The sequence below is a fragment of the Paenibacillus sp. ACRRX genome, assembly GCF_022346885.1.
Taxonomy (GTDB): Bacteria; Bacillota; Bacilli; order Paenibacillales; family Paenibacillaceae; genus Paenibacillus_B.
This window is the reverse complement of record NZ_JAKRNK010000001.1, coordinates 1,196,181-1,220,840: the sequence shown is the minus strand read 5'-3', so window position 1 is coordinate 1,220,840 and position 24,660 is coordinate 1,196,181. Positions and strand designations below refer to the sequence as shown.

6 protein-coding genes are annotated in these 24,660 nt (G+C 48.4%); all 6 read right to left on the bottom strand.

The window, feature by feature from the left end:
- Positions 1-10 precede the first annotated feature (10 nt).
- A complete protein-coding gene (gene panD / locus MH117_RS05555) occupies positions 11-394 on the bottom strand; it encodes an aspartate 1-decarboxylase (protein WP_239327634.1) in 384 nt (127 codons plus the stop codon).
- Between the two features lie 62 nt (positions 395-456).
- Positions 457-5,400: a type I polyketide synthase gene (locus MH117_RS05550; RefSeq protein ID WP_239327633.1), complete on the bottom strand. Its 4,944-nt coding sequence runs from the start codon at positions 5,398-5,400 to the stop codon at positions 457-459.
- Positions 5,397-9,581 carry a type I polyketide synthase gene (locus tag MH117_RS05545; protein WP_239327632.1) on the bottom strand — a complete coding sequence of 1,395 codons (4,185 nt, stop codon included), beginning with the start codon at positions 9,579-9,581 and terminating at the stop codon, positions 5,397-5,399. The genes MH117_RS05550 and MH117_RS05545 overlap by 4 nt, the downstream gene beginning before the upstream one ends.
- A 55-nt stretch (positions 9,582-9,636) precedes the next feature.
- Positions 9,637-23,016, bottom strand: a complete 13,380-nt coding sequence (locus MH117_RS05540; RefSeq protein WP_239327631.1) for a non-ribosomal peptide synthetase — start codon at positions 23,014-23,016, stop codon at positions 9,637-9,639.
- Complete coding sequence (locus MH117_RS05535; RefSeq protein ID WP_239327630.1) at positions 22,988-23,791, bottom strand: CPBP family intramembrane glutamic endopeptidase; 804 nt, start codon at positions 23,789-23,791, stop codon at positions 22,988-22,990. The genes MH117_RS05540 and MH117_RS05535 overlap by 29 nt, the downstream gene beginning before the upstream one ends.
- On the bottom strand, positions 23,788-24,612 hold the full coding sequence (locus MH117_RS05530) for a CPBP family intramembrane glutamic endopeptidase (protein WP_239327629.1): 825 nt from the start codon (positions 24,610-24,612) through the stop codon (positions 23,788-23,790). The genes MH117_RS05535 and MH117_RS05530 overlap by 4 nt, the downstream gene beginning before the upstream one ends.
- Between the last annotated feature and the right edge of the window lie 48 nt (positions 24,613-24,660).

The window sequence follows — 24,660 nt, the reverse complement described above, 5'->3', positions numbered from 1 at the left end:
TCCTATGTGTTTATGCCATCGTAGAGTGTAGCTCCGTATAACATTCATCAACCATCTCGTTGTCATCACCCATGAGGACGACTCTTGGCTTGTGCATCATCGCTTCCTCATTGCTCATTAAGGCATAAGACATAATAATGACCTTGTCGCCAGGCTGCACGAGCCGTGCTGCTGCGCCATTCAGACAAATCATCCGACTGCCCCGTGGACCTGAGATGACATACGTTTCTAATCTGGCTCCATTATTGATGTTAACGACCTGTACCTTTTCATTTTCCAAAATATCCGCTGCATCTAAAATATTTTGGTCGATGGTAATACTTCCGACATAGTTCAAGTTAGCCTCAGTGACGGTAGCGCGGTGAATTTTGGCTTTGTGCATTTCTCTAAACATAGAAATTCCTCCTTGTAAATGGGGTTCTAATAGGGATAGTTATGCAACCATGAATGACACTCTTATGAATTAGTGCTGGAATGCGTGTTGACGGTATGCAAACGATCGCTAGCGGTATCCACGGACACGCTTCCCTGTTCAACCTGCGTCAAGAGTTCATCCAAGTCGAATTCCTCAAGCACATCTGTACCGACAATCATGTGTTTTTCATCAGCAGCTGCCGCTTCTTGATTCCTCGCCTGTTCTCTTTGATCCTCAATATACTTGCTAAGTTCTCGTATGGTAGGGTACATAAATAAGTCTGAAATATCTATTGTGCCTGGGAAGAGACGTTCAAGCTGGGGAAGCATCGTGATCGCCAGTATGGAATCCCCCCCGAGGTCATAAAAACTATCGTCGATATCAATCTCTTGTCTACCAAACAGTTCCCCCCATACGCGTGCCAGTCCCTGCTCGATCTCATTTGCAGCAGTTGTACCCAGAAGACTTACGGTACCTGCTACGGTGCCTGCTGTCCCGGTCTGTTCATGAACAGCCTGCTGCTTGTCCGTAAACCGCAATTGAAGGGCACTTTCCTTCATCCAGCTTTCCAGTTCGATGGATAGCGGCATCATGGCAGAAATACCTGCCGATAGCGCAATAGACCAATTGATATTCCCTGCAATTGCATTCGTGATTGGCATATCCATCAATTCTTCCAGCATCGCTAATCCCTGCTTAGTTGAAACGGCATGAAGTATATTGCTATGGAAGTCCACATTATAATCCACCGCCATGCCGACATCGCTCCACGCAGGCCAATTAATAGATAACGTGCGTCGCCCGCGCAGACTTCTCAATTTTGCATATCCGTCCATATATCCATTAGCTGTCGCATAATCCGCCTGGCCGTAACCGCCCACTATGCTGGAAAAGGATGAAAACAGAACCATTATATCCAGCTGATCTTCAGACGTAACCTGATCTAGCAGCCAAGTCCCCTCTACCTTTGGTGACATGACGCCCGCAAAAGATTGCACTGACTTGCGAGTAATTACACCTTCTCCTGCAACACCTGCACAGTGGAACAAACCGTATATTGCACCATAACGTTCGCGTATGTCCTGAAAACAGGTACGCAGGTCATCCATATTCGACAAATCTACACCTTGCACCGCTACCTCTACTTCTTGCTGCTTCAATTCCATAAGTGCTCTTACTACACGAGCCGTTTTGGGTTGATCTGAACTACTCAAGATTGCTTCCCAATGCGCAGGATCAGGGCATCCGCCTCTATTTAGAAGAACAAGGTGACGAGCACCACGTCCAGCTAAATAATGAGCCACCTCCAAGCCCAAACCGCCTGTTCCGCCAGTTATTACGTAAACCCCATCAGAACGGTACTCAAGTGGCTGTCTGTCCAAAGAAGCAGCAGGAACAACACCGAAGCGTTCGGCATAGCGGATGCCGTTGCGATAAGCACAATAGAGCCCTGTACTATCCGATGCAAGCTCCTGGAGCCAGACAGAAGCCGGCGTGTAATCATCTAAATCAAAGCAGGCCGTGTGAATATGATGATGCTCTTGGCTAATCACTTTCATTAGACTCGTCAGCGAATAGCTGTCCGGCTGTAGATAAGGCTCGTCTCCAGTCACGATATCGGCATATCTCAAGACCGCGGCCAGGTGAATAGGGATACCTGGCATCAACTTGACAAAACTACGAATCAAGTGATAAAGACTATACACACCATCGTCCAATCGCTTATGCAGGTCCAGAAGTGTATCAACAGGTTCCTGTTCACCCGCAAGCAACATATGCAGTACATACGACACATGATGATCTCGGATGGCTGCAATCAGTTCCTCATAATCAGCTGCCGCTGCACCTACTGTGTATCCGGATGCTGTGCGTGAGAAGCATGTTCCGATCTCGACTTCAATCACTTGTATATCTTGATGTCGCAGTTCGTCTGCCGCGTCCTTGGCAATTCGCGATTGGTCCGTAAATAGCAGCACTGTCTCCCCCGGATTCAGACTTTTAATGACTTCATTGCCTTCAACAGCTTCATTGCCCTGATAGGAATCGGTTACCCATTCTTTGCGAAACAGATGCGGCTCGTCTGGATGAAGCGTGTCGATCTGACGAACTTTCTTTTGCGTAAAATGCTCCACATCCACGACCACATTTCCCGCTTCATCACAGATCGTCACTTTCATACGCACAACTTCCTTTGCGCGATCTTCGGCGGCAGAAGGCTCCATTCGGATGTAAGAATACAAGGTGGAAGGCACCTCACCGTATACACGTAATCCTTCATACATAAAAGGCAAATACATGCCACTTGTAATCATGTCGCCACAAAAGGTGATCGCCACATCCATCAATGCGGGATGAAAGGGCATTTGCAGCCTTTCCATGTCATAACACTCCGGCAATGATAAATGTAAGAGCAGTTCATTTTCACCCTTGTACACTTCTTCAAATCGAATATCCGTCCAATGGCGGCCAAACTGAATAGCCGGATTGCGCACTTCATAATTTGCTCCCCAATCCTGCTGCTTAAGACGTGAGCGAACACTCGTAACGTCCAGCACTGGCGCCATCTTCTTAGGCCTGACGGTTATGGCTCCAGTTGCATGAACAAGCCATTCCGATGCTTCTGGAGTATGTTTGTCCTGTTTACTTACGATACGGAATTCGAATCCGCTCCCAACACGCCTTACAATGGTATGTGTTTCAATCGCTTGGCTCTGCCTAAACACCATCGGCGTGTGAAAATAAACACTGCTAAATTCCAACACATCATCGTTAACGTAAGCAGAGCAGGCTTTACGCGCCATCTCGATATAGGTTGTACCCGGAATTGTAGGAAAAGCCAGCACTCGATGATCACTTAGTACCCAGTGTCTGTCAGGATGAAATGAGGTAATAAACACCTCTTCGTCAAATGTACGTATAGCAAGTCGCTCCAGCAAGGGATGAACCGCTGCGTCATCTTCCCTTTCAGTCGTGGGAGGTGCTGTTACCAACCAAGAAGCGTCAAGCCAGCACCGCTTGCGCTCAAACGGATAGACCGGCAGTCTAATTGCAGCAGGAGAATGTACAGAATACAGTTCTTTCCATGGCACCTGCGCGCCTCGCACATACCACACAGCCAACTGCTGCAGATGTTCCATATACACTGAAGTCTGCTCTTTGGTTTGATATGTCAAGGCATGCGATATAACTTCACTTGCTTGTCGCCCTAACTCGTGCTGTTCTACTTCAGTAATCGCAATGCCGTCTTCTTTCTTTCGTGTTGTCAACTTATGCTGTCCGAAATAGACATAACGATTACCTGTCGGCTGCTGTCGCCATTCGTTGAGTCGTGCAGCCACGTCTGTCAGGTGGCTTACAATTAATGCAAGCCGATACTCGTAATGGCCGCGGCCAGTATTGGATATATAGCAGATAGAAGATAGTTTTTCAAATTCTGTATTAGGTTCATCATGATGGTCACTCGCCGACTGTTTATCCCATAAAACGGACGCATGTATGTATTGAGTGACTAATGTTTCTAATGATTGTTGGCTTCTGGCTGATAAAGTCAGTACGTATGGCGTGGCTCGTAATAAATCCGAGCCCGGTCGAGGTCGGCGCAGCGGCGCTTCTTCTAAGATGAGGTGGCAGTTTGTTCCACTAAGTCCAAATGAGCTGATCCCAACGCGAAGCGGGCCATCTCCTTCCCACACCTTTGTCTCTGTATTCACAAAAACAGGTGAGTCTTCAAAGTTGATTTGTGAATTAGGCTTCACGTAATGAAGAAGTGGCGGCAGCTTTCGCTGTTTAAGCATGACAATCGATTTGACGAGACCAGCAATGCCCGCAGCGCTGTCCAAATGTCCAATATTAGACTTAACCGTGCCGATAGGTCTTCGCTCCCCTTGCACGGAGTAGCGGCCAAATGCTCGCTTGATGCCTTCGATCTCAATCGGATCCCCAAGCTTGGTTCCCGTTCCGTGCGCCTCCACATATCGAATTGTATCCGGCGTAATACCCGCATCCTCCCATGCACGCACGATGCAATCCTCCTGCGCTCTTGCGTTAGGCGCCGTAATGCCATTGGAGTTGCCATCCTGATTGGTGGCGCTCCCTTTAATGACCGCATGGATAACATCTCCATCTGCCAGCGCACGATCAAGCGGCTTTAGCAAGACTGAAGCAACACCTTCGCCCCATCCTGTTCCGTCTGAACTGGCGTCAAATGACTTCGTTCGGAAGTCAGTGGAATGGATGCCGATATTGTTTTTGTCATGCACCATAGGCAGCAGATTTAACTTAACCCCTCCTGCAATGGCCATGTCACACTCTCCGCTGCGGATTGCTCTTACCGCCAAATGAACGGCCACTAGCGATGAAGAGCATGCGGTATCCACAAGCAGACTAGGTCCATGCAGATCGAGCAAATACGCAATTCGACTTGCAATTATAGAGGACACGTTGCCTGCAGTCGCAATCTGTGCCTGACCTGGCATCGTACTGGTAATCATACGCTCGTATAAAGGCCAGCCGTTATACCCAACATAGACACCTGTTCGACTTCCTTTGAGTCGTGATCCCCCATATCCTGCATCCTCAATCGTTTTCCATGCTGTTTCTAGAAATAATCGTTGGTGCGGATCCATTAGACTGGCCTCTTTAGGGGAAAGCCGGAAAAAATCATAGTCGAACTTGTCAATTTCATCTAAATATCCACACTCAGACAGTGATAGCCCCGTCATGCCAAGCTGCTCCAACATAGCGGCCACATCTTGTAGACGTGCGTCTGGAAAGGGGCGGATACAGTCCTGACGTCCTTCAAGGACATCCCATAGGGCGTCATCGCCGTTAGCACCAGGTAGATCAAATGACATTCCAATGACCGCTATATCGTGTGGACTGCCCGTTTCCTCCTGTTTAAGCAAAGTAAGCAGTTCAACGCCGACACGCTTGTCCATTTTTCCCGCAACCGTATAATCAAATATAGTCTGGCGTAATTTGCTCATTGGCGCTTCTCCTCCCTCCGGTCCAACTGACGATAGGCTTCTCCCTGTGATAGCTTCCCTTGTTCTACTTGATCAAATAAAGCAAGCAGCTCTGCTTCATACTCAGCTTGATCTAACGAACTCACATCCGTATTCTGACCTGCCCCAATTCGCGTGTCTGATTTCTGCTTTTCAACTTGCTGTTCCATGCAGTCTTTAACGTCAATTTCTTGCAGTCGCTTGTCGATGAACATCGATAAAGACTGGATTGTAGGGTGCATAAACAGGTCTACCATTGTCGTCACACCTGTGTATCGCTCCTCAAGCAGGCGATGCACGCTGACAATCATGATCGAATCTCCACCAATATCAAAGAAGTTAGCCTCTGCATGAAATTCCTCAAAACCAAGCACTTCCCGCCACACCTGCGCAATATAGGCTGCCATTTCCGAGATTGACTCCCCTTTAACAACAACCGGCTTAAACTGCCTCGCTGGAGTTGCATCCTGCTTTTGAGACGATGCAACAGCTGCTTGTAATCGCTGATGGATGTCAGGGGATAGCGGCAGCGCTGCTGTAAGCGCAGTACTGCCGTGGAGAGCGGAGGGCTGCCATTCTCCTGCCATGACAACTGGAGGCCCTCCTGCAAGCACATGATCCAAGATCATGCAGGCCTGACGATTCGAAATTGGCTTAAACCACGTATGATTCATATTGATGCCGCGTTCAACTGCCATCCCTGTTTCGCGCCAAGTCGGCCACTGTATGGAAATGGTACGTGAACTGCCAGTTTGACTTCGATAAGCAGCAAAGTGATCGAGAAAAGCGTTGGCTGCCGCATAATCGCTTTGGCCTGCCCCACCGAAAGCACTGGTCATGGAAGAGCAAAGAATAAAGAAATCAAGTTCATCAGCTGCAGTCGCATGCTCCAAGTTCCATGTCCCTTGCACTTTTGGCGCTAATACGTTACGAAACACTTCCATGTCTTTGCGAATAATAAATCCTTCGCCAGGCACCCCGGCACTATGCACAATCCCATTTATTCGGCCGAATTTCGACCGCAGTCTCGCCATTAGCGCCGACACGGCTGCTTCATCGCACACATCAACAGAGTAGAAATATACCTGCGACCCAAGCGATTCGATGTCCTGTGCAGCTGTGCGCAGCTTATCTAAGAGCTTAGGTGGATACGAAGCATCGTCAGTCAAATAAACTTCAGCTGCATCATTCCTTTGCAACAACTGGCTGGGTATATTTCTCCCAATTAATGCAATTGAGATGTGATGCTGACTTGCAATGTGTCTCGCCAACGTGAGTCCAATACCACCAGTCCCACCAGTCATGACATATACACCATCTGACTTTAAGATCTGATTGCTATCAAACTGTTGGTATGAGGCCGCAGTCGCATCAGATTCAAGCTGCCGACCATTGGCACAAGAGAAATCCGTCTCTACGCGAATAGCAGGTGATCGAAGTTCAGCGCTCCCTTCAGATGCCGTGTTTACATCATTCCATGATACTAACGTTTGGATCTGTTCTCGATATCGCTTGCTGTTTCGCTGTGCAACTACAGCAGTCTCGAATCTGTTAGCTAATTCAGCAGCAATCTCTTCAGCCGTGGTAAATGCGTCGCAATCAAAAATCCGGGTGCTGATGTGTCCATATTCAAGCGGAATAGACTTGGTAAAGCCAATAACCGGTCCATATTCCGGTCTGACGAGTCTATCTTCCTGTGTGACGAGATGGGCATGGCTCACGATGGTTAGCATGTCTAAAAGCTGTGAACAACCTGCAGTTAAATAAGCTTTTATCCATGAAAACTGTGTGTACACCCCCCATTCCAGGCTCTGAGTAAACAGAGCCCTGCTGTTCATCACGTTGGCATCTCCATCCTCGTTATCAGGGGTCATATCAAATATGACTTGTGTTATATATTCATTGTCTGTACCGCTTTGCGTTAACACTTCCGTGTAATCATGCTGTGTGCCGCGTACAACATATTCATCCTTCGATAGGGCTGTAAATGCAGTACCTAGCTTCAGATCTGTGACACGAACACCACGTGAGCACAACAATTCCTTTACTTGCTGTGCTCGTACCTGACCACGGTGCACAAGCATTACCCTTCTTCCAGAAAAAGCATGCAGGGAGGTTCCTGTTTGACCCGGCAGCCTTGAATCCGCTATATGATCCTCCTCAGATGAAGTTGGTGCACACGGGATCCAGGCGCGGACATAAAGATCGGGCAAGTCGGCACCATCACAATTATCAGCTCCTTCATTTACGTCCTGACCCAGATTAATCCAGCAGCGCAGTTTTGCAAACGGATAAACAGGTAAGTGTAGTCGGCGATACATCTGATTGTTATACATGGCTGACCAGTCTAGTCTTTCCCCGTCTACATAGCGTTGTGCAAGAACATGAAGTGAAGCCTCGTCGCACATGCTATAGTCAAAAGCTAACGACCGATCATACATATGATCATCAACTTCATTTGCACTGGACGAATGGACTTGAGTTGTCGCGAGCCCTCCGTCACCATAGTAGATCCCATCTGATTGTTCTACTCGATCAGTCCCTTCCAGAACCATGTGCTCCAGCACTCGCTTAAGCTGTTCCAACGTATCGACAACTACGGCAGCACGATAAGCATAATGACCTCGACTCGTGTTGACGGTGTAACACCAATCACCAAGACATTGACTTGATTCAGAACCGTCTGCCATAAGATGCTCCAGATAATGTCTAAGCAGGACGCGCAGCTGAGATTGATTGCGCGCAGACGCCGTAAAGAGATGGAACCCAGTCCGTTGCTGCACACCTGAAGCAGACTGAAGCTGCGGTGCTTCTTCCATGACAAGGTGTGCATTGGTCCCGCTTAAACCGAAGGAACTAACCCCGCATCGGCGTGGGTGGTCTGGCGTGCTCTCCCATGTTTGCAATACCGTCTCCACATAGACAGGCGAATCTGTAAAGTTAATCTGTCGGTTCGGCGTTTGAAAATGAACCATCGGCGGCAGCTGTTTATAATAAAGCGCCAATGCAGCGCGAATCACGCCTGCAATACCAGCACACGAATCCAGGTGGCCGATATTGGATTTCACTGTAGCAATCGCACAATACTGCTTGCGATCAGTGAAGCGAGCCACAGCATTACGGATTGCGTCAATTTCAATCGGGTCGCCAAGCTTCGTCCCTGTTCCGTGAGCTTCCCAGTAACCAAGTGTATCTGGACGAATGCCCGCCTGCCGCCAAGCCTGCATCAGCACCTCTTCTTGAGCCTCGCGGTTCGGCGCCGTTATGCCAACCGATTGTCCGTCTTGATTAATTGCACTACCTTTAATGATCGCGTAGATGGGGTCGCCATCTTGTTTCGCCTTATAATAAGGCTTCAGCACGATGGCTGCGACCCCCTCTCCCCACCCAGTTCCGTCAGAACGCTCATCAAATGTCTTCGTTCGATCATCAGATGATTCGATTCCAATCTTAAATCCACTTTTTACTGGCAGCAGCTGTACTCGTACCCCGCCGGCAATCGCCATCTGACAATCCCCCGCACGGATCGCTTGACACGCAAGATGTACGGCTACTAATGAAGATGAGCAAGCTGTGTCAACCAACATTGCAGGTCCTTTTAAGTCCAGCAAATGAGCTATTCTGCTCGGAATGATTGGCGCCATGTTTCCTGCAAACGCAATATTGACAGCCTCTGGTTCGGCATGCTGTACCATCTGCTGGTATATGCCGGCGTGATTGCTGTTGAAGCCCACATAGACTCCTGTGCTGCTGCTGCGTACTCTTGCTTCTCCATAACCTGCCTGTTCAAGCGATTCCCAAGCCACTTGGAGAAACAAGCGCTGCTGTGGGTCCATAAGCGCCGCCTCTTTTGGTGATATTCCAAAAAAGTCATAATCAAACGCATCGATGTCAGTGAGATATCCTGCCTCGCCAAATTCAATCGCTTCAGACCGGTTTGCCAGTTGTTGAAGACGTCGCACATCACGTTCCCTTGCTTCCGGCAGCTTGCAAATGCAATCTGCTCCCTCCTGCATAAGCTGCCAGAAGTCACGGATGTTGTCGGCTCCCGGCATCCGAAGCGATATTCCAATAATAGCCATATCGTGTTTGGATACTTCCTGAACAGGTGGACGAGCTGATTCGTTTGGAGGAATCGACAGATCAAACAATTTCTTTTTCATAAACGAACCTCCATAGTTATGAATTTGTTCAGTCATATACAATCCCTGCTTGTGTCTAATGTGAGATGACACCAACATCCGGTGTGACATAACGTAGTTGATTCATGAGCTCTACGATCAGTTGCAGCAGTTCGCGCATTTTAGCCCAGTCCAGCAAGCCTGCGTCGAAAGTCAATGAGAGTGTAATCTCGGATTCCTGTTTATCCACCACAAGTTGTAAGCCGTACTTGCGCAGCCAAGACCCGCTTCCCTCCCACTTTCCGGCTACCGCCAGCAATGGATACACTGCATTGCGAATCTGATGGGTTGTCTCCTTCATCAGATTGCGCATCTCGTAAGAGTCCAGTTGAACCCGTGTACGAACATCAGCATGCATTTGTAATACATGCTCAGCGTACTCCGTAATATCGGACACGGTATTCATATTAATCGGGATAACCACTGCCCTACTTTCCGCTCCACGAGAAGCCGTCACGAGATGAATTGGTACGTGATCGCCTTCACTTGCTTCATACAGTGCATATGCGTAGGCTGCCATTACACCTTCCAACCAGCGTTCATTTTGAACGGCCGTGTCATTTTTCGGAGCAAACCACTCTGGCTGCATGTTGCGGTCCACTTTGGCTTGGAGCGTCGTCTCCTCATATGCACCTGCTCGTTCCACCATCATTTCATCAAGCAGTACTACAGAAGCCAGTCCACTTGCAGAGCTATCACCTTGACGTCGTGTAATCTGTTCAGCAAGATCCTTAATCGTTGGATAGGCAAATAAGTCGGTTACTCGCAGCAAATCAGGATAATGTCGGTCTAGTTTCTGATAAACCTGGATCAACAGCAATGAGTTGCCCCCTGCTCGGAAAAAGTTATCACGCAGACCAACTTGTCCTATTCTCAATACTTCACGCCATATTCCCACGAGTGTCGCTTCAGCATCCGTTGTTGGGATGTAAGATTGGGTATCATCCTCATTGACAGTCAGCACAGGCTTTGGCAGTGATTGCCGATCAATCTTGCCGCTTTGCGTAAGGGGCAAAGCAGGCAGCTCTATAAGATGTGCGGGTATCATATAGACCGGAAGCGAAGCCGCTAAATACGAACGCAGCTCTTCTTCACGTAAGCCCGCATCGGCCATGTTAATGGCAGTGGCTTCAAGAGAATGTTCGTTCCGAATGCTATAGTAACAACAAAGCATTGCCCCTCCCATATCAGATCGGTTAATGACCACTGCTTGATCGATGCAAGGGTGAGCTGTTACACAAGCTTCGATCTCTCCTAATTCGATTCGGTATCCGTTTATTTTCACTTGATGGTCGACGCGCCCTACATACTCCATCAATCCTCGTGAAGTGATTCGAGCAAGATCACCTGTGCGGTACATCCGCTCATTTGACCGGAATGGGTTCAGGACGAACCGTTCTAAAGTGAGCTCAGCACGCTGCCAATACCCCCGTGCTACTCCGGCTCCTCCGATATAGATTTCACCGATGACGCCAGGTGGCACAAGCCGCCTGCTGGCGTCTAGTACATAAATGGCCGTTTCCGCAATCGGTTTCCCAATGGGAACCCCTGGTCCTTTGTCAGCCAGCTCATCGAACAGATGCAGCATACACCCTACAACAGTTTCCGTCGGACCGTATTCATTGTAAATGGCAAGTGGTATTGGCCAATTTTTAGAGATCCGAGCTGCCACTGAAGTAGATAATTCCTCCCCGCCGACGATTAATGAGTGTACCGTGCTTGTTGTGATATCCATACCTGGAAGCAGCGTCAGATGGGCAGGAGTCAGCTTGGCAATTGTGACTTGACCTTCTGTCATGATTCGCTGCAATATAACGTCTATGGTGAGATCATCTCCATAAATGATCAGGCGATGCCCTCCTGTTAAAGGAACGAATAATGAAGTAATCGTCAAATCAAAGGCAATTGAAGAATAAAACGCAAACGTCTCGGCAGCTTGTGTAACATATGCTCCTCGCGCCCAATCGATATAGTGAGATAACCCACGCTGTTCGACCATTACTCCCTTAGGTCGACCTGTTGAACCCGATGTGTACATGACATAAGCAAGACGTGATAATTCATCCGTGCATGCAACTGCATTTAATTCCGACGGATAATGATCATCATTCAATGCGCTATAGTTGTTACTCTCAAGGGATTGGTCTGCTCCATATTTGTTCAGATTCAGCAGCCAAGATTCTATATCCAGCACAGAGCCATTCCAACCAATTTCAGCTTCACCAGCTTGTTGTTCGATTGTCTTTTCTGGATCTGCATTGATAACCGATCGGTTATATCCCTTCTGCTCGCCCCAGCCCTCGATGATCTCGACAGTTGTGTGATCGGTCAGGACTAGCGTGGTACCACTGTCTCGCAGCATATACTGTATCCGATCCTGCGGATAGGCAGGATCTATCGGCATATAGGCTCCTCCTGCTTTGTGAATTGCCAAGATTGCCGTTACCAATGCCGGTGATCGTCCCATTAGAATACCTACAATTCGATCAGGTCCCACGCCAAGCGTGCGCAGCTTAACTGCAAATTGTGCGGCTCCATCGTCTAGTTCACGATAGGTTACCTCTCTACCTTCATGCCATATAGCTGTCCTGTCTGGCGTCATTGCCGCCTGCTGCTCGATCAAACGATAGACTGGCATCGCTGTCGATTTCATGGCAAGTGTGGGGATAAGATCCCACTCAGCAAGCAGTATCTGCTGCTGCTTATCGTCAAGAAGTGCAAGAGCATCCAATTCGGTGTCAGGACTGCTCGTCATTTGTTGGAGTATATATCGATATTGCTCCGCCATCCGTTCAATTGTTGTATGCTTAAAAAGTGCAGTGGCATATTCTAAGCGAATGCGGATACCTTGTTCTGCTTCTGCCGCTTCAAATGTAAGGTCGAATTGGCTTGCACGCCTCTCGAACGGAAGTGGACGAAATGAAACTTTACCTGTACTCATTTGGGCGACATCCATGTTTTGAAGCGCAAATAGCGTATCAAACAACGGGTTCCGTCCTGCGTCTCGGTTCCATGCCAACTTGTCCACCAAGTCCTCAAATGGATAAGCCTGATGCTCAAACGCCTGCATCAAGTCACTGTGCATGCGCTGAATGCGTTGTCTGATTCTCTCGCTGCCAGCTGTTCTGCTGCGAACGAGAACGGTGCTGACAAACATTCCGATGACGTGCTCCAAATCACTTCTGTCACGGCCTGCTACTGGAGTACCTACAATAATGTCGTCTTGACCAGTCAATTGATGAAGCAGCGTCGTATAAGCTGTAAGCATCACCGTATATAACGTAGTCCCTTCAGCTCTCGCTAACTGCTTAGCAGCAGATGTAAGTTTAGCATCCAAATGAAAATAATGACATTTACCATCATTACTCTTCATTCGAGGCCGCGGCATGTCCGTCGGCAGTTCAAGAACAGGCAGCTCGCCACTCATCGTGCTAAGCCAATAACCTTCATCCTGCTTGTATCTATCGCTCTCCCGTGTCAAATGCTGTACACTCGCATAGTCCGTATACGATACTGAAAGCGGCACCAACTGCTGCTGCCCGTACAATGCAGCCAACTCGCGGACCAGTATCATCAACGATATACCGTCGGAAATAATGTGATGCATATCAATCAGCAGCAAATGGCGATTATTTGATCGAGATTGTGCTTGGGCATCCGAGCACACGATGAGATCTCCAGTCAAAGCAATCTTTTTGACCAGTGTAACTAGTCTTACACGTAAGAGCGGTGCTGCTTGTAGGTCAAACGGTCGTACGAACGTTTTCATCAGACCACTTAATGCCTCGTCATCCCAGCCCATGTTGTCATATAACTCTTCTTCATCCACAACAGCCTTGTCTATTTTAAAAGCAACGACTGGTTCAACCCGCTGCACAGGCTCCCCATCCACCATTTCAAAAGAAGTCCGCAAACTCGATTGACGTTCAATCAAGCTTGTTAGCGCTTGTTCCAACTTAGAGCAATCAATCTCACCTTCGATTGCAACCGCGACAGGAAGATGGTATGCCGTGGTGTCGCCACCGAGATGCTGCAAAATGAATTGCCGCTTTTGCGCACTGGACAGCGGGTAGGTGACACGTGTCTCTACATTTATAGTTTGTTGTTCCTGTGCTTGGATTTGCGAGCGCGAATCATTGGTCTCAGAGCGCTGCTGTTCCTCAGCAGTGTCTGGCCTAAAGACACGGTCAGCAGAAGTCGCGGCGACCGATTGAACTGCAGATGCAGCGTTCATTAGGAAATCTGCTGAGTCATCTTTCTTCATATCCGTTCCAATAGACAATGGCTGACTACCTTGAACAGTCATATTATCGTATGGGGCTATAGGCTGTATCGGCTCCAGTATGTCTGCAAACGGATTCTGCTGCTGTCCTTCCAAGAACGACTCTGGCTCCAACGTATCGATTCTCGATGCCATTTCCGCTAACGTAGGGTACTGGAATACTTCGCTTAACAGTAAATTCACTCCGAATTGCTCACGAACACGGTTCACCAGCATAGCTGCCTTCAAGGAATGACCGCCTTGATCAAAGAAATGATCTTCCGCACCTATCCGGTCAAGGCTTAATACGTCTTGCCATATAGAGGCAAGCGACTTCTCCGTATCACTAATCAGTTCGGCATAGATGCGTTCCCCAGCGATATCCGCTTGCCCCGGCTGCGGCAGCGCTTTACGATCGACCTTACCCGTTGGCGTCAAAGGAATGGCATCCAGCTTAACATAGTAAGTAGGCACCATATATTCCGGCAGCTTTCGCTGCAAGCCTTGGCGGAGTTGAGCAGTCGTTATCTCATCCGAACAGACGATGTAAGCACATAACTCACAGTCATCTACATCACCTTCTTCATGATGAGCTGACCACACGTGAATGACGGCATCCTTCACGTACTGCAGCGCCAACAGTTGGTGTTCGATCTCGCCTAATTCAATCCGATGGCCACGAATTTTCACTTGATGGTCTCGTCGCCCAGCAAAAGCAAATTGTCCATTAGATAAGCGTCTTCCGATATCCCCGGTGCGATACAATTTTTCACCTTGCCGATAAGGATGATCTACGAATGCTTGCATTGTCCAATCTTCATGCGCCATATATCCGCGCCCAAGCCCGTCCCCGCCAATGTGGATTTCACCTAAGACACCAATAGGCTGCAATCGTCCGTCTGCATTAAGCACCAGCATCTCAGCGCCTGCAATTGGTGTTCCGATCGTTATTTCAACCGCAGGCTCAAGGTGACTCTGTAGATTAAATGGTTGCTGGTCAAGAAGCTCGTCTGACTGCAGTGGAGATTGTTCTTGCTCTTCGTACCTACGTCCCACATGTGTTACTTCCTGAACAGCTGTCCATACCGTCGTTTCTGTAGGGCCGTACAAATTATAAATGCGTGCTTTCGTGCTAGATTGCAGCTCAGAGAGCAAATGTCGAGACAGCGGCTCGGCACCGATCATTAAAATATGCAAGTTCTGCCAAGCACTCAGATCACCTGACTGAGCAATCCACCACTTCGTGCGTGATGGAGTGGTCTGAAGCACCTGTACGTGGTGTTTGCGGATTAATTCGCTTAATTGTGTCGTATCGCTCTTCTCTTCATCATTAGCAAGCACGATTTTCATACCAAGCGTTAATGGAAGCAGCGTCTCAACGATAAAGATATCGAAGGAGACTGTAGCTAGTCCCAGGATCGCCTGTCCCTCCGCCATCTCGAACCGCTGCGCAAAGCCGTCGATAAAGTGACTGAGTCCTTTATGCTCAATCATGACGCCTTTAGGCCGCCCCGTTGAACCTGACGTATACAAAATGTAGGCCAGATCATGTTCATGGTTAACCTGTTCCAATTGAGCAGCCCGCTTGTTATCCGCGTACATATCCGGATCGTCCAGCAGCCATTCTTCAGCAGCATGCAGCGAGCCTGCATATGCACGTTCAGTCAATACCAACTTAGTACCACAATCCTCCAGCATCAGTTCAATGCGCTCCCTTGGGAATGATGGATCGATGGCAACATATGCACCTCCTGCCTTTAGAATCGCTAACAATCCGATCAACAGCTCAGTAGATCTGCCAGCCAATAGTGCAACAATACAACCCGGTCCTACCCCACGCTGCCGAAGTGTATAAGCAAGCTGATTTGCCCGCTCATTTAATTGGTAATAAGTTATCGATACGCCCCCACATATGATAGCAATTGCTTGTGGGGTCTTGGCTGCTTGTTCATCAATTAACTGGTAGACACGTTTCATCCGATTATCGGAAATCGACAACTGCTCCCCATGACTTTGTTCACTTCCGCACAGCTCGTCAGCATGCTCCTTCTTGTTATCGATTGTCAGCAGCAGATCAAGCTCATCAGCACCAAGCAGTTCAAGCTCCTTTAATTGGCGAGCAGGATCTGCGGCCATTTCAGCTAACAGCTTCACATAATGACGGGCCATACGAGCGACAGTGGCAGGTTCAAAGAGTCGAGTCGCATACTCTAGATGGAAACGCAGAATATGATTGTCTTCTGCCGCTTCCAACGTCAGATCAAATTTGCTCATCTGCTGCTCCAATTGAATCGGCTTAAATTGTACGCCCGCTGCTTTCAGTTCCGCTTTGTCCATATTTTGCATAATAAACATCGTATCAAACAAAGGATTTCGACTTGTATCTCTTGCCGTAAAGAGCTTGTCAACCAAACGTTCAAACGGGTAATGCTGACGCTCCATCGCTTCAATGATGCGGCGCTGCAACCGTGAGACATACTCCTTAATGGTCAGATCGGGATTCGCCTCGCTTCGAATTGCCACGGTGTTAACCATCATGCCAACAATTTGTTCCATTTGGATTTGCGTGCGTCCAGCTACCGGCGTACCCACTACGATGTCCTCTTGTCCACTGTAACGGCTGAGCAGCGTAAAGTATCCCGCTAGTAAATACGTGTACAACGTCACACCACACGTCTTCGCGCTAGTGCGAATTCGTGCGCTTAACTCACGATCCACTTCAAACCATATCTGGCTTCCCTCATAGCTCTGTAGTTCAGGTCGCTTATAATCAGCAGGTAGCTTCAATATAGGCAGTTCGCCCTGAAATACCCCCAGCCAGTATTGTTCCTGCTCCAGCATAACCGTGCCTTGAAGCTGCCGCTCTTGCCATACTGCGACATCCTTCATCTGTATAGACAACGGGGCTAGTGATACTCCTGCATATAACGCTGTCAAGTCCTTCATCAGCACAGCCATAGAGAATCCATCCGATATAATATGATGCATATCAAACAACAGCATATTTTTCGTCTGCAGCTGTTCAGAATCGGATTCCTTACTTACCAGCGTAACCAATTCCACTCGGATCAGCGGAAAAGTGGCGAGGTCAAATGGTCGGACAAATTCGCCCATGATCTTCTTTTCTTCCCCTGCCACTGCCTGCCGCTCTGTCAGTACAATCCTTGCTTTTTCGTGTACAACTTGTACCGATTTGTCGTGATCTGCGGCAAAAGAAGTTCGTAGTGATTCATGGCGATCTACCAGACCTTGCAGCGCCTCTGCAAGCGCCTTGTAATCCAAATTTCCCACGACCTCTACCGCAGCCGGCATATTGTACGCAACACTATCGTTATGAAGCTGGTCCAGCAAGTAAAGACGATGTTGAGCTGCAGTTGTCGGATAACGGTCAGCACGTACGGTTGACGCAATTACTTCTCTTGTCTGTTCCGCTCTGCCAAGCATGTTATCTCTATCTGTACTGCCTCCCCGAACAAGCTCTCTCTCTTCTAAATATTCCGCCAATTCCGCTACTGTAGGCCGTTCAAATGCGACTGACACAGGAATCTCCTCGTTAAACATTTGGCTTAATCGAGACACTAGCATCGTCGCCTTAAGCGAGTGACCTCCTAATTCAAAGAAATGTTCGTGAATACCTGCATCAGGTATCCCGAGGATATCACGGAACAATTCTGCAACCATCATTTCTTTTTCTGTACGCGGCTTCACTCTTGTCTCGCTTAATGCAGCAAGCTTGTCCGGCTCTGGCAGCGCATGGCGGTCAACTTTGCCGTTTGCCGTGAGTGGAATAGCTGGAAGTGATACAAAATATGACGGAATCATATATTCAGGAAGGCGAGCAGCTAAAAATTTCCTTAGCGTCAGCCCACTAATATTTTGGTCCCCGACGATATATGCACAAATATATTTAAGCCCATGCTCCTCTTCACGTGTAACCGCAAGTACCTGTCGTATGCCCTCGTATTCACACAGATGAACTTCGATCTCACCCAGCTCAATGCGATAGCCTCGTATTTTCACCTGATGATCGATACGACCAATAAATACAGCATTGCCTTCGGGCTGCCATTTGGCCAAATCACCTGTCCGGTATAGTGTCTTGTCTTGGAACAACGGATGACGCACAAACCGTTCCGCTGTCAATTCCGGCTTGTTCCAGTAACCACGGGCAAGACCAGCTCCGGCTATGCACAATTCGCCAGTAATGCCTGTCGGTACGATCTTGTTGCCATATCCGAGCAAGTACACTTCAACGTTGTGCATAGGCTTGCCAATTGGCACATTGCGACCTTCCACTACGTGTTCCTGGAATACGTACATATTGGAGCACACGGTAGATTCCGTCGGTCCATACCCGTTTATAATGCGCATTTCCGGATTTAAACGCTTAAATTTGGCTAATGTGCTGTCTTTAATCGGTTCTACCCCGACGAGCAGCTTGTTCAAGCGTAGTGAATCCGAATGTTTCTCAAGTAAGGCAGCCAACTCACCCAGTAAGGTGGGTGGTAAATATGCAAAGGTTATGCCTGATCCGCTGATGCTGCGAGCAATGGCTCTTACATCCAGCACACCGCTATCCGGATAAAATACAAGTGTTGCTCCAAACATAAGCGGTGTGAACATTTCGCACACACTGACATCAAAGGATAGATTGGTCAAACTCAAAAACCGATCTTCAGGTGTGATCGTATTTTCATAGAGAGCATTCATGGAGTAGGCAAAGTTATAAAAGTTGCTGTGAGCAATCATTACCCCTTTCGGACGTCCCGTGGATCCAGACGTATAAATGACGTACATCAGATCATCCGGATCTGTGGGCAAATCTAAATTACTTGCCTCTCCTGCAAGCCATTGATCACTTGCTAAATCGATACTTACTCCTGCAAATGGGAGCGTCTGATTTTCCCCTTCTATTAAGAGAACGGATGCCCCGCTATCTTGCAGCATATACATTTTTCGATCTGCAGGATTAGAAGGATCAATCGGCATATATGCCCCTCCAGCTTTAAGTACAGCAAGTAAACCGACAATTAGTCTAACGGAACGTTCAGCCATAACGGCAACAATAGTCCCTTTACTGACCCCATTCGTTCTCAGTGCGCGAGCGAGACGATTAGCCTGCTCATTCACTTCCCGGTAAGAGAGCTTGTCTGGCCCACATTCAACCGCTGTACGCGCTGGATAAAGCTGTGTCATTCGCTCCATGCGCCGATGAATCCCCTCTATCTCACCAAACGAAGGCCCCACGTTGGAGCAGATCGAAGTTCTTAATTCTAGTTCTTCCTCAGCAGTTAATATACGATAACTGCCTAATGTTAAGTGTGGCGCCTCCACCATCTGCTCAAGCAGATATACATAACGGTTCATCATTACCTGTACTGTCTCGCGTCGGAACAAGGCTGCGCTGTATTCCACAACTAGCCTCAGTTGCTCCCCTCGTTCAACTGCCTGAACCATTAGATCGTATTTAGCCGTCCGATGATCATATCGCTGATGGATGCATTGTACCTCTCCAAGCTTCAGTTCCGGCATATCCAGATTTTGCATCACAAACATCGTATCAAACAACGGGCTGCGGCTTGGATCAAAACGCTCATGACCTAACACCAGCTCTTCGAATGGATAATACTGATGTTCCATGCATGCCAGGATCGTATCCTGAACCTCTTTGACATATTCGAGATACGTCTTGTCTGATTCTGGATAGCTGCGCAGGACAACTGTGTTAACAAACATACCAATCACGGATTCCAGTTCGGTTCGCGATCGACCTGCTATCGGCGTTCCTACCGCAATGTCAGTTTGATTGGAGTAATTGGCGAGCAGCGTATAATAAGCTGATAAAAGTACTGGAAACAAGGTGCAGTGCTGTGCTTGTGCCAAACGGTGCAGCTTTGCCGTTAATTCAGCCGATACGTACACGTCAAACGTCTCGCCTACATTACTTTTGACAGGAGGTCTGGCGAAATCCGTCGGAAGTTCCAACACTGGCATGTCCATGAGACCTTGATTAAGCCAGAATCGGCGATGTGCTTCCATCGCCTCCGTATGGCTCCGCTCCAACTGCCATGCGGCATAATCGCGGTAAGAGACACTCTGTTCCAGCAGTTCACCGTCTGTATATAACGTCATTATTTCTTTAATTAACAAGCCTGTTGAAGTTCCATCTGATACAATGTGATGCATATCCAGAAATAGTACATACACAACTTCAGAGATTCTGAACAGCGCCGCCCGCAGCAACGGAGCCTGCTCCAACTGAAAAGGAGCATGGTGTGATCTGAGCAGCTCAGACATTTCCGACTCATTAGCCTCGATCAGAGGGAGATGAAAAGGCACTTTGTCTGAAATGCGCTGCCGAATCTCGCCGTCTTCGATCAGGAATGAACCTCGAAGCATTTCGTGTCTGGCGATTAACGTCTGCAGCGCCTGCTCCAGCTTGATAACGTCGAGTGCTCCTTCTAATCGCAGCGTTTCCGGCAAGTTGTAACTCTTGTCCGCAGGAGCTGCTTGCTGCTGCAGATATAGGCGGCGTTGCGCTGGCGATACAGCATAAGTCTCCTGCTCAGGCAGCCGCGGAATGGGATCGTCGTGCAACGACTCATTTATTCGTTCCGCAACGAGGTGAGCCAGCTGCTTAATCGTTGGCGAAGCAAATAATTGAGCAGCTTCAAGTCGGATCTGCCATTTATCATAAATAAGGTTCATCACCTTAAGTGCCATTATCGAGTCGCCACCAAGCTCAAAGAAGGAACGGTTCAGTTCCAACTCCTCATAACCGAGCGTATCTCCCCACCAGTCAGCAATCTGCTGCTCCACCGAGTTATAGTCTTCGCCAATCACCAGAACTTGGGCTGTGTCATAATCACTGCCTGTCAAGCTCCGTGAAGCAATGAGCCGAACATGCGGTAGAACAGGATTACGAGTGCTAAGCCAAGTCTCATATCTGCGCCGCCAGTCAGCAAGAATTGTTTTCATTTCCACCGCCAGATCTGGCGGCAGCTCCGTCTCTTGTCCAGGATCCCCTGTCAAGAAAAGTGAGTCCCAAGAAGACACAGCAGCAGGTTCCACCCAGCACTGCGTCGGTTCGAAGGAATATCCCGGCAGCGGTAGCTTGCGGTAAACTTGGTTGCCGTATAAACGATCCCAAGATATATAGGCCCCTTGTATATACGACTGAGCTAACTTCTGTACCAGACGGTTATCTTCCAGCCAATCAGGACTCACATTTGTCAGCTTGTCTGCTAGAAGCAGTTGGTCGGATACAGTCGAATTCTGTGCCCCAGCCTCAGCAAATAGAAATTCGGACACCCGCCCGCCATAGATTCCATCCATGATGGTTTCACCACAGGTTGAATGCACCTGTTCAAGCTTGGGATCTGTTATAGCCGTAGTAGACATATCAGCAAACGAGAAGCTTGACGGACATTCCTGCTCTACCATCATCATTTTATCGATAAAATCCGACTGTTCACCTGCCAATCGCAGCTTAACGACAAGCTCTTGCAGATCACAGGCTAAAATGGCAAGGCGGTATGCATAATGACCGCGTCCTATGTGCGCAGTGTAACAAACGTCGGCCAGACTCCAACTGGCTGGAGCTGATGCAATCCGCAGCGCATATTCTGCTGCCATCCTTCTTAATGCGGCTTTTGTTTGGGCAGATAACGTAAACAAGTGCCAACGTCCCTCTTTTTTTGCAGCTGCTGATTGTGTTGTGAAACGATTCTCGCTGGTGTTTAGTGCGGGATGATCTGCGCATACATCTAACCGTGCTGCCTCTTCCAACACGATGTGGCAGTTGGTACCGCTCATACCAAATGCGCTCACCCCACAGCGTAAAGGTGTTGCCGCATGCTCCTCATGCGGCTTCCACGCTGAAAGTCGGTCATTGACATACAAGGGCGATTCTGTCAAAGATAGACTGCGATTCGGCTGCTGAAAATGCAAGGTAGCCGGTAACTGCCTGGCCCGCAGCGCTAATACCGCTTTCAGCATGCCGACCATGCCTGCTGCATGATCCAAATGGCCCACATTACTTTTCACTGAGCCGATAGCGCACAACTGCCGCTTCCCAGTGTAGCGGCGGAATGCCCGCGTCATGCCTTCAATTTCAATCGGATCGCCAAGTGCTGTCCCCGTGCCGTGGGCCTCCATATAACTGACCGTCTCAGGGTCGATACCCGCATCCTGCCAAGCCCGAATAATAACGTCTTCCTGCGCCACCGCATTTGGCGCTGTAATCCCGACAGACGCACCATCCTGATTCATAGCACCACCCTTAATAACAGCATAAATATAGTCGTTGTCCTGCTCTGCCTTATGAAGCGGCTTTAGAACAAAAGCCACAACACCCTCGCCGATCCCCGTTCCGTCGGCAGCCTCGTCAAACGGCTTTGCCCGATAATCACTCGCTTCAATGCCGAGCCGGATGCCCGTATCCATCGGCAGCAGGTTTAATTTGACACTTCCTGCAAGCGCCGTGTCACATTCTCCGTTTCTAAGTGATTGGCACGCAAGATGAATCGCGACCAGAGATGACGAACATGCCGTATCTATGCTGAGACTCGGCCCTCTGAAATTAAGCAAATAAGAGATGCGGCTTGCAATCATCGGGCTCAAGTTGCCTGCTGCCGCCAAAGAAAGCGATTGTGGGCTCAACGTTTCCAGCACACGTTTATAATCATGAAGTGTATCTGCATTATGACCCACAAATACACCTGTTCTCGTATCGCGTAGTCCATCGCCGCCATAACCAGCATCCTCGATCGCCCGCCATGCAGTCTGCAGAAACATACGCTGGTTAGGGCTCATCAGAGCGGCTTCATGGGGAGATAGACGGAAAAATGCATAATCAAACTCGGACACGTCCTCCAGATAAGCACCCTCAAAAAAAACGACTCGTTCCTCGTTTACCCGCAGTTTGTTTAGGTAAGGTTTCATTTGAAGTCGACGACTGTCAGGGAATGGCCCCACAGCATCCACCCCTTGCTGCAGACACTCCCAGAACTGGTCATACGTTGCGGAAAGAGGCAGCTTCGCCGAAATCCCAATGATGGCAATATCGTGTAAGGAAGCTTCTGCTATGTATCCGTCTAGCTTATCGTCTTCCATCTTTTCTAACGCCTCATTTTCCAACAGCTGTAATTGAAACATCCAAGCTCCTCCTCCTTCCATTACGCCAAATCGCGGCCATGCAGCCAACAAGGATTAGCACACTTACGATCAGCATTTTCATCGCTACGCCCGAATCCGTTCCATCTATAAGTAGCGATAGCACAATAATCGTAGTTGTGCTGGCTGCATGTGTAATCAGAACAGGCCACAGTGACCCAGTAAAATACCGCACAAGGGCATATAATATGGCGCCAAGCGCAGCAAAGCTTCCTACGACAACATCCATAAATACAACACCAAACAATAAAGCCTGACCTATAATTGCAACCATGCTATTAAACTTCTCAAGCAAGCTGTTATAAATGATTCCTCTAAATAGCCATTCTTCGAATAACGTTCCGATAATAGCGCTGTTAAGTAGCACAAGCCACAGGAGCTCTCCTTGAGCTACAAACGTCACCAAGTTGGCAATCGAGGGAGCGACTTCCGCAATAAGCGGTATTCTCGTAAAGGAAAGAATAAATACGCCAAGACTTAATCCTAGCCCAATAACCGGCAGCACCTGTGATGTGTTCCAGCGATTAAAGGAACCGATACGAACTAGCGTTGTACCGAATAGTGGCAGTAATACCGCAAACAGCAGCAAGGCGACTAGATCTGCGGCCGCCATCACGATCGTGGCATTACGTTGTACAAATGCATGCAAAGGTGCATAAATGGCTCCTTGATAAAGGACCGCATTGACAGCAAACATTACAGCAACGTACAGGACGACAAACATTAGCACTCTTGCCACTGCCGCTACCTGCTTCATGGTGCCTGCACTCCTTTATGCTGCGTATAACTTATATTCGGCGGGCTCGCCTTGCGATGGCGCCGAGCGTATCGCATACATACACCAATAATCAGAATGGATACAACCATGACAGTGATTTGCAAAGGCAATCCTTTTAACGCCAAATTCGAATTCCACATGACATACTGCACGCCCTGACAAGCGATCTGCGCAATGACAGGAGCCCAAATCGAATCAAACCATACATACAACAAAGCAAAGATCACAGCTCCAAGAAAGCCGTACAAGGATAACACTGGATCCCCCTGAAAAAACAAAATACCATACATGATACCTTGCAGCACGATCGCCATCCATACTGGAAACACCGTGCGAAATTCGTTGAGCAGCAGGCCTCTGAACAATGTTTCTTTATAAATGTTTCCTAACAGTAAAAATGCAAGGAAGACATACCATTCTGCTCGGTTGATATAATCCAGAAGCACTATAAACGTACTGCCCTCCGGTCCCCGGAAAGCGGGCAGCATAGAGAAGGCAATCGTGAATATTCCTGCCGCTGCCCCAATGATACACGCATAAACAGCAGGCACAGCCGCAATTCGTTGATAGCGGGCTACTTTAAATATAGACTTGCGCAGCAAAAACCATAATGCCAAGGCCATTAATGGAAATCCAACGATATCGTTTAAGATGATGATAAACAGCGTATTACGTTCAAACCAAGGGGACAGCGAATACAAATACGTGAAAAATAGATGATTAACGGTATAAAACCAAGCAAAGTAAATACCAACGATCAGAAGTACGGAGACTAACATGAGCCCCACTCTTTTAATCATAGATGATGCTCCTTTCGACTTATAAATGGGGGTACCTGGCTCCCGCTA

What these genes read in the sequence shown, in the direction of transcription:
- panD (WP_239327634.1), bottom strand. Translation starts at nt 394, where the DNA reads ATGTTTAGAGAAATGCACAAAGCCAAAATTCACCGCGCTACCGTCACT.
- MH117_RS05550 (WP_239327633.1), bottom strand. Translation starts at nt 5,400, where the DNA reads ATGAGCAAATTACGCCAGACTATATTTGATTATACGGTTGCGGGAAAA.
- MH117_RS05545 (WP_239327632.1), bottom strand. Translation starts at nt 9,581, where the DNA reads ATGAAAAAGAAATTGTTTGATCTGTCGATTCCTCCAAACGAATCAGCT.
- MH117_RS05540 (WP_239327631.1), bottom strand. Translation starts at nt 23,016, where the DNA reads ATGTTTCAATTACAGCTGTTGGAAAATGAGGCGTTAGAAAAGATGGAA.
- MH117_RS05535 (WP_239327630.1), bottom strand. Translation starts at nt 23,791, where the DNA reads ATGAAGCAGGTAGCGGCAGTGGCAAGAGTGCTAATGTTTGTCGTCCTG.
- MH117_RS05530 (WP_239327629.1), bottom strand. Translation starts at nt 24,612, where the DNA reads ATGATTAAAAGAGTGGGGCTCATGTTAGTCTCCGTACTTCTGATCGTT.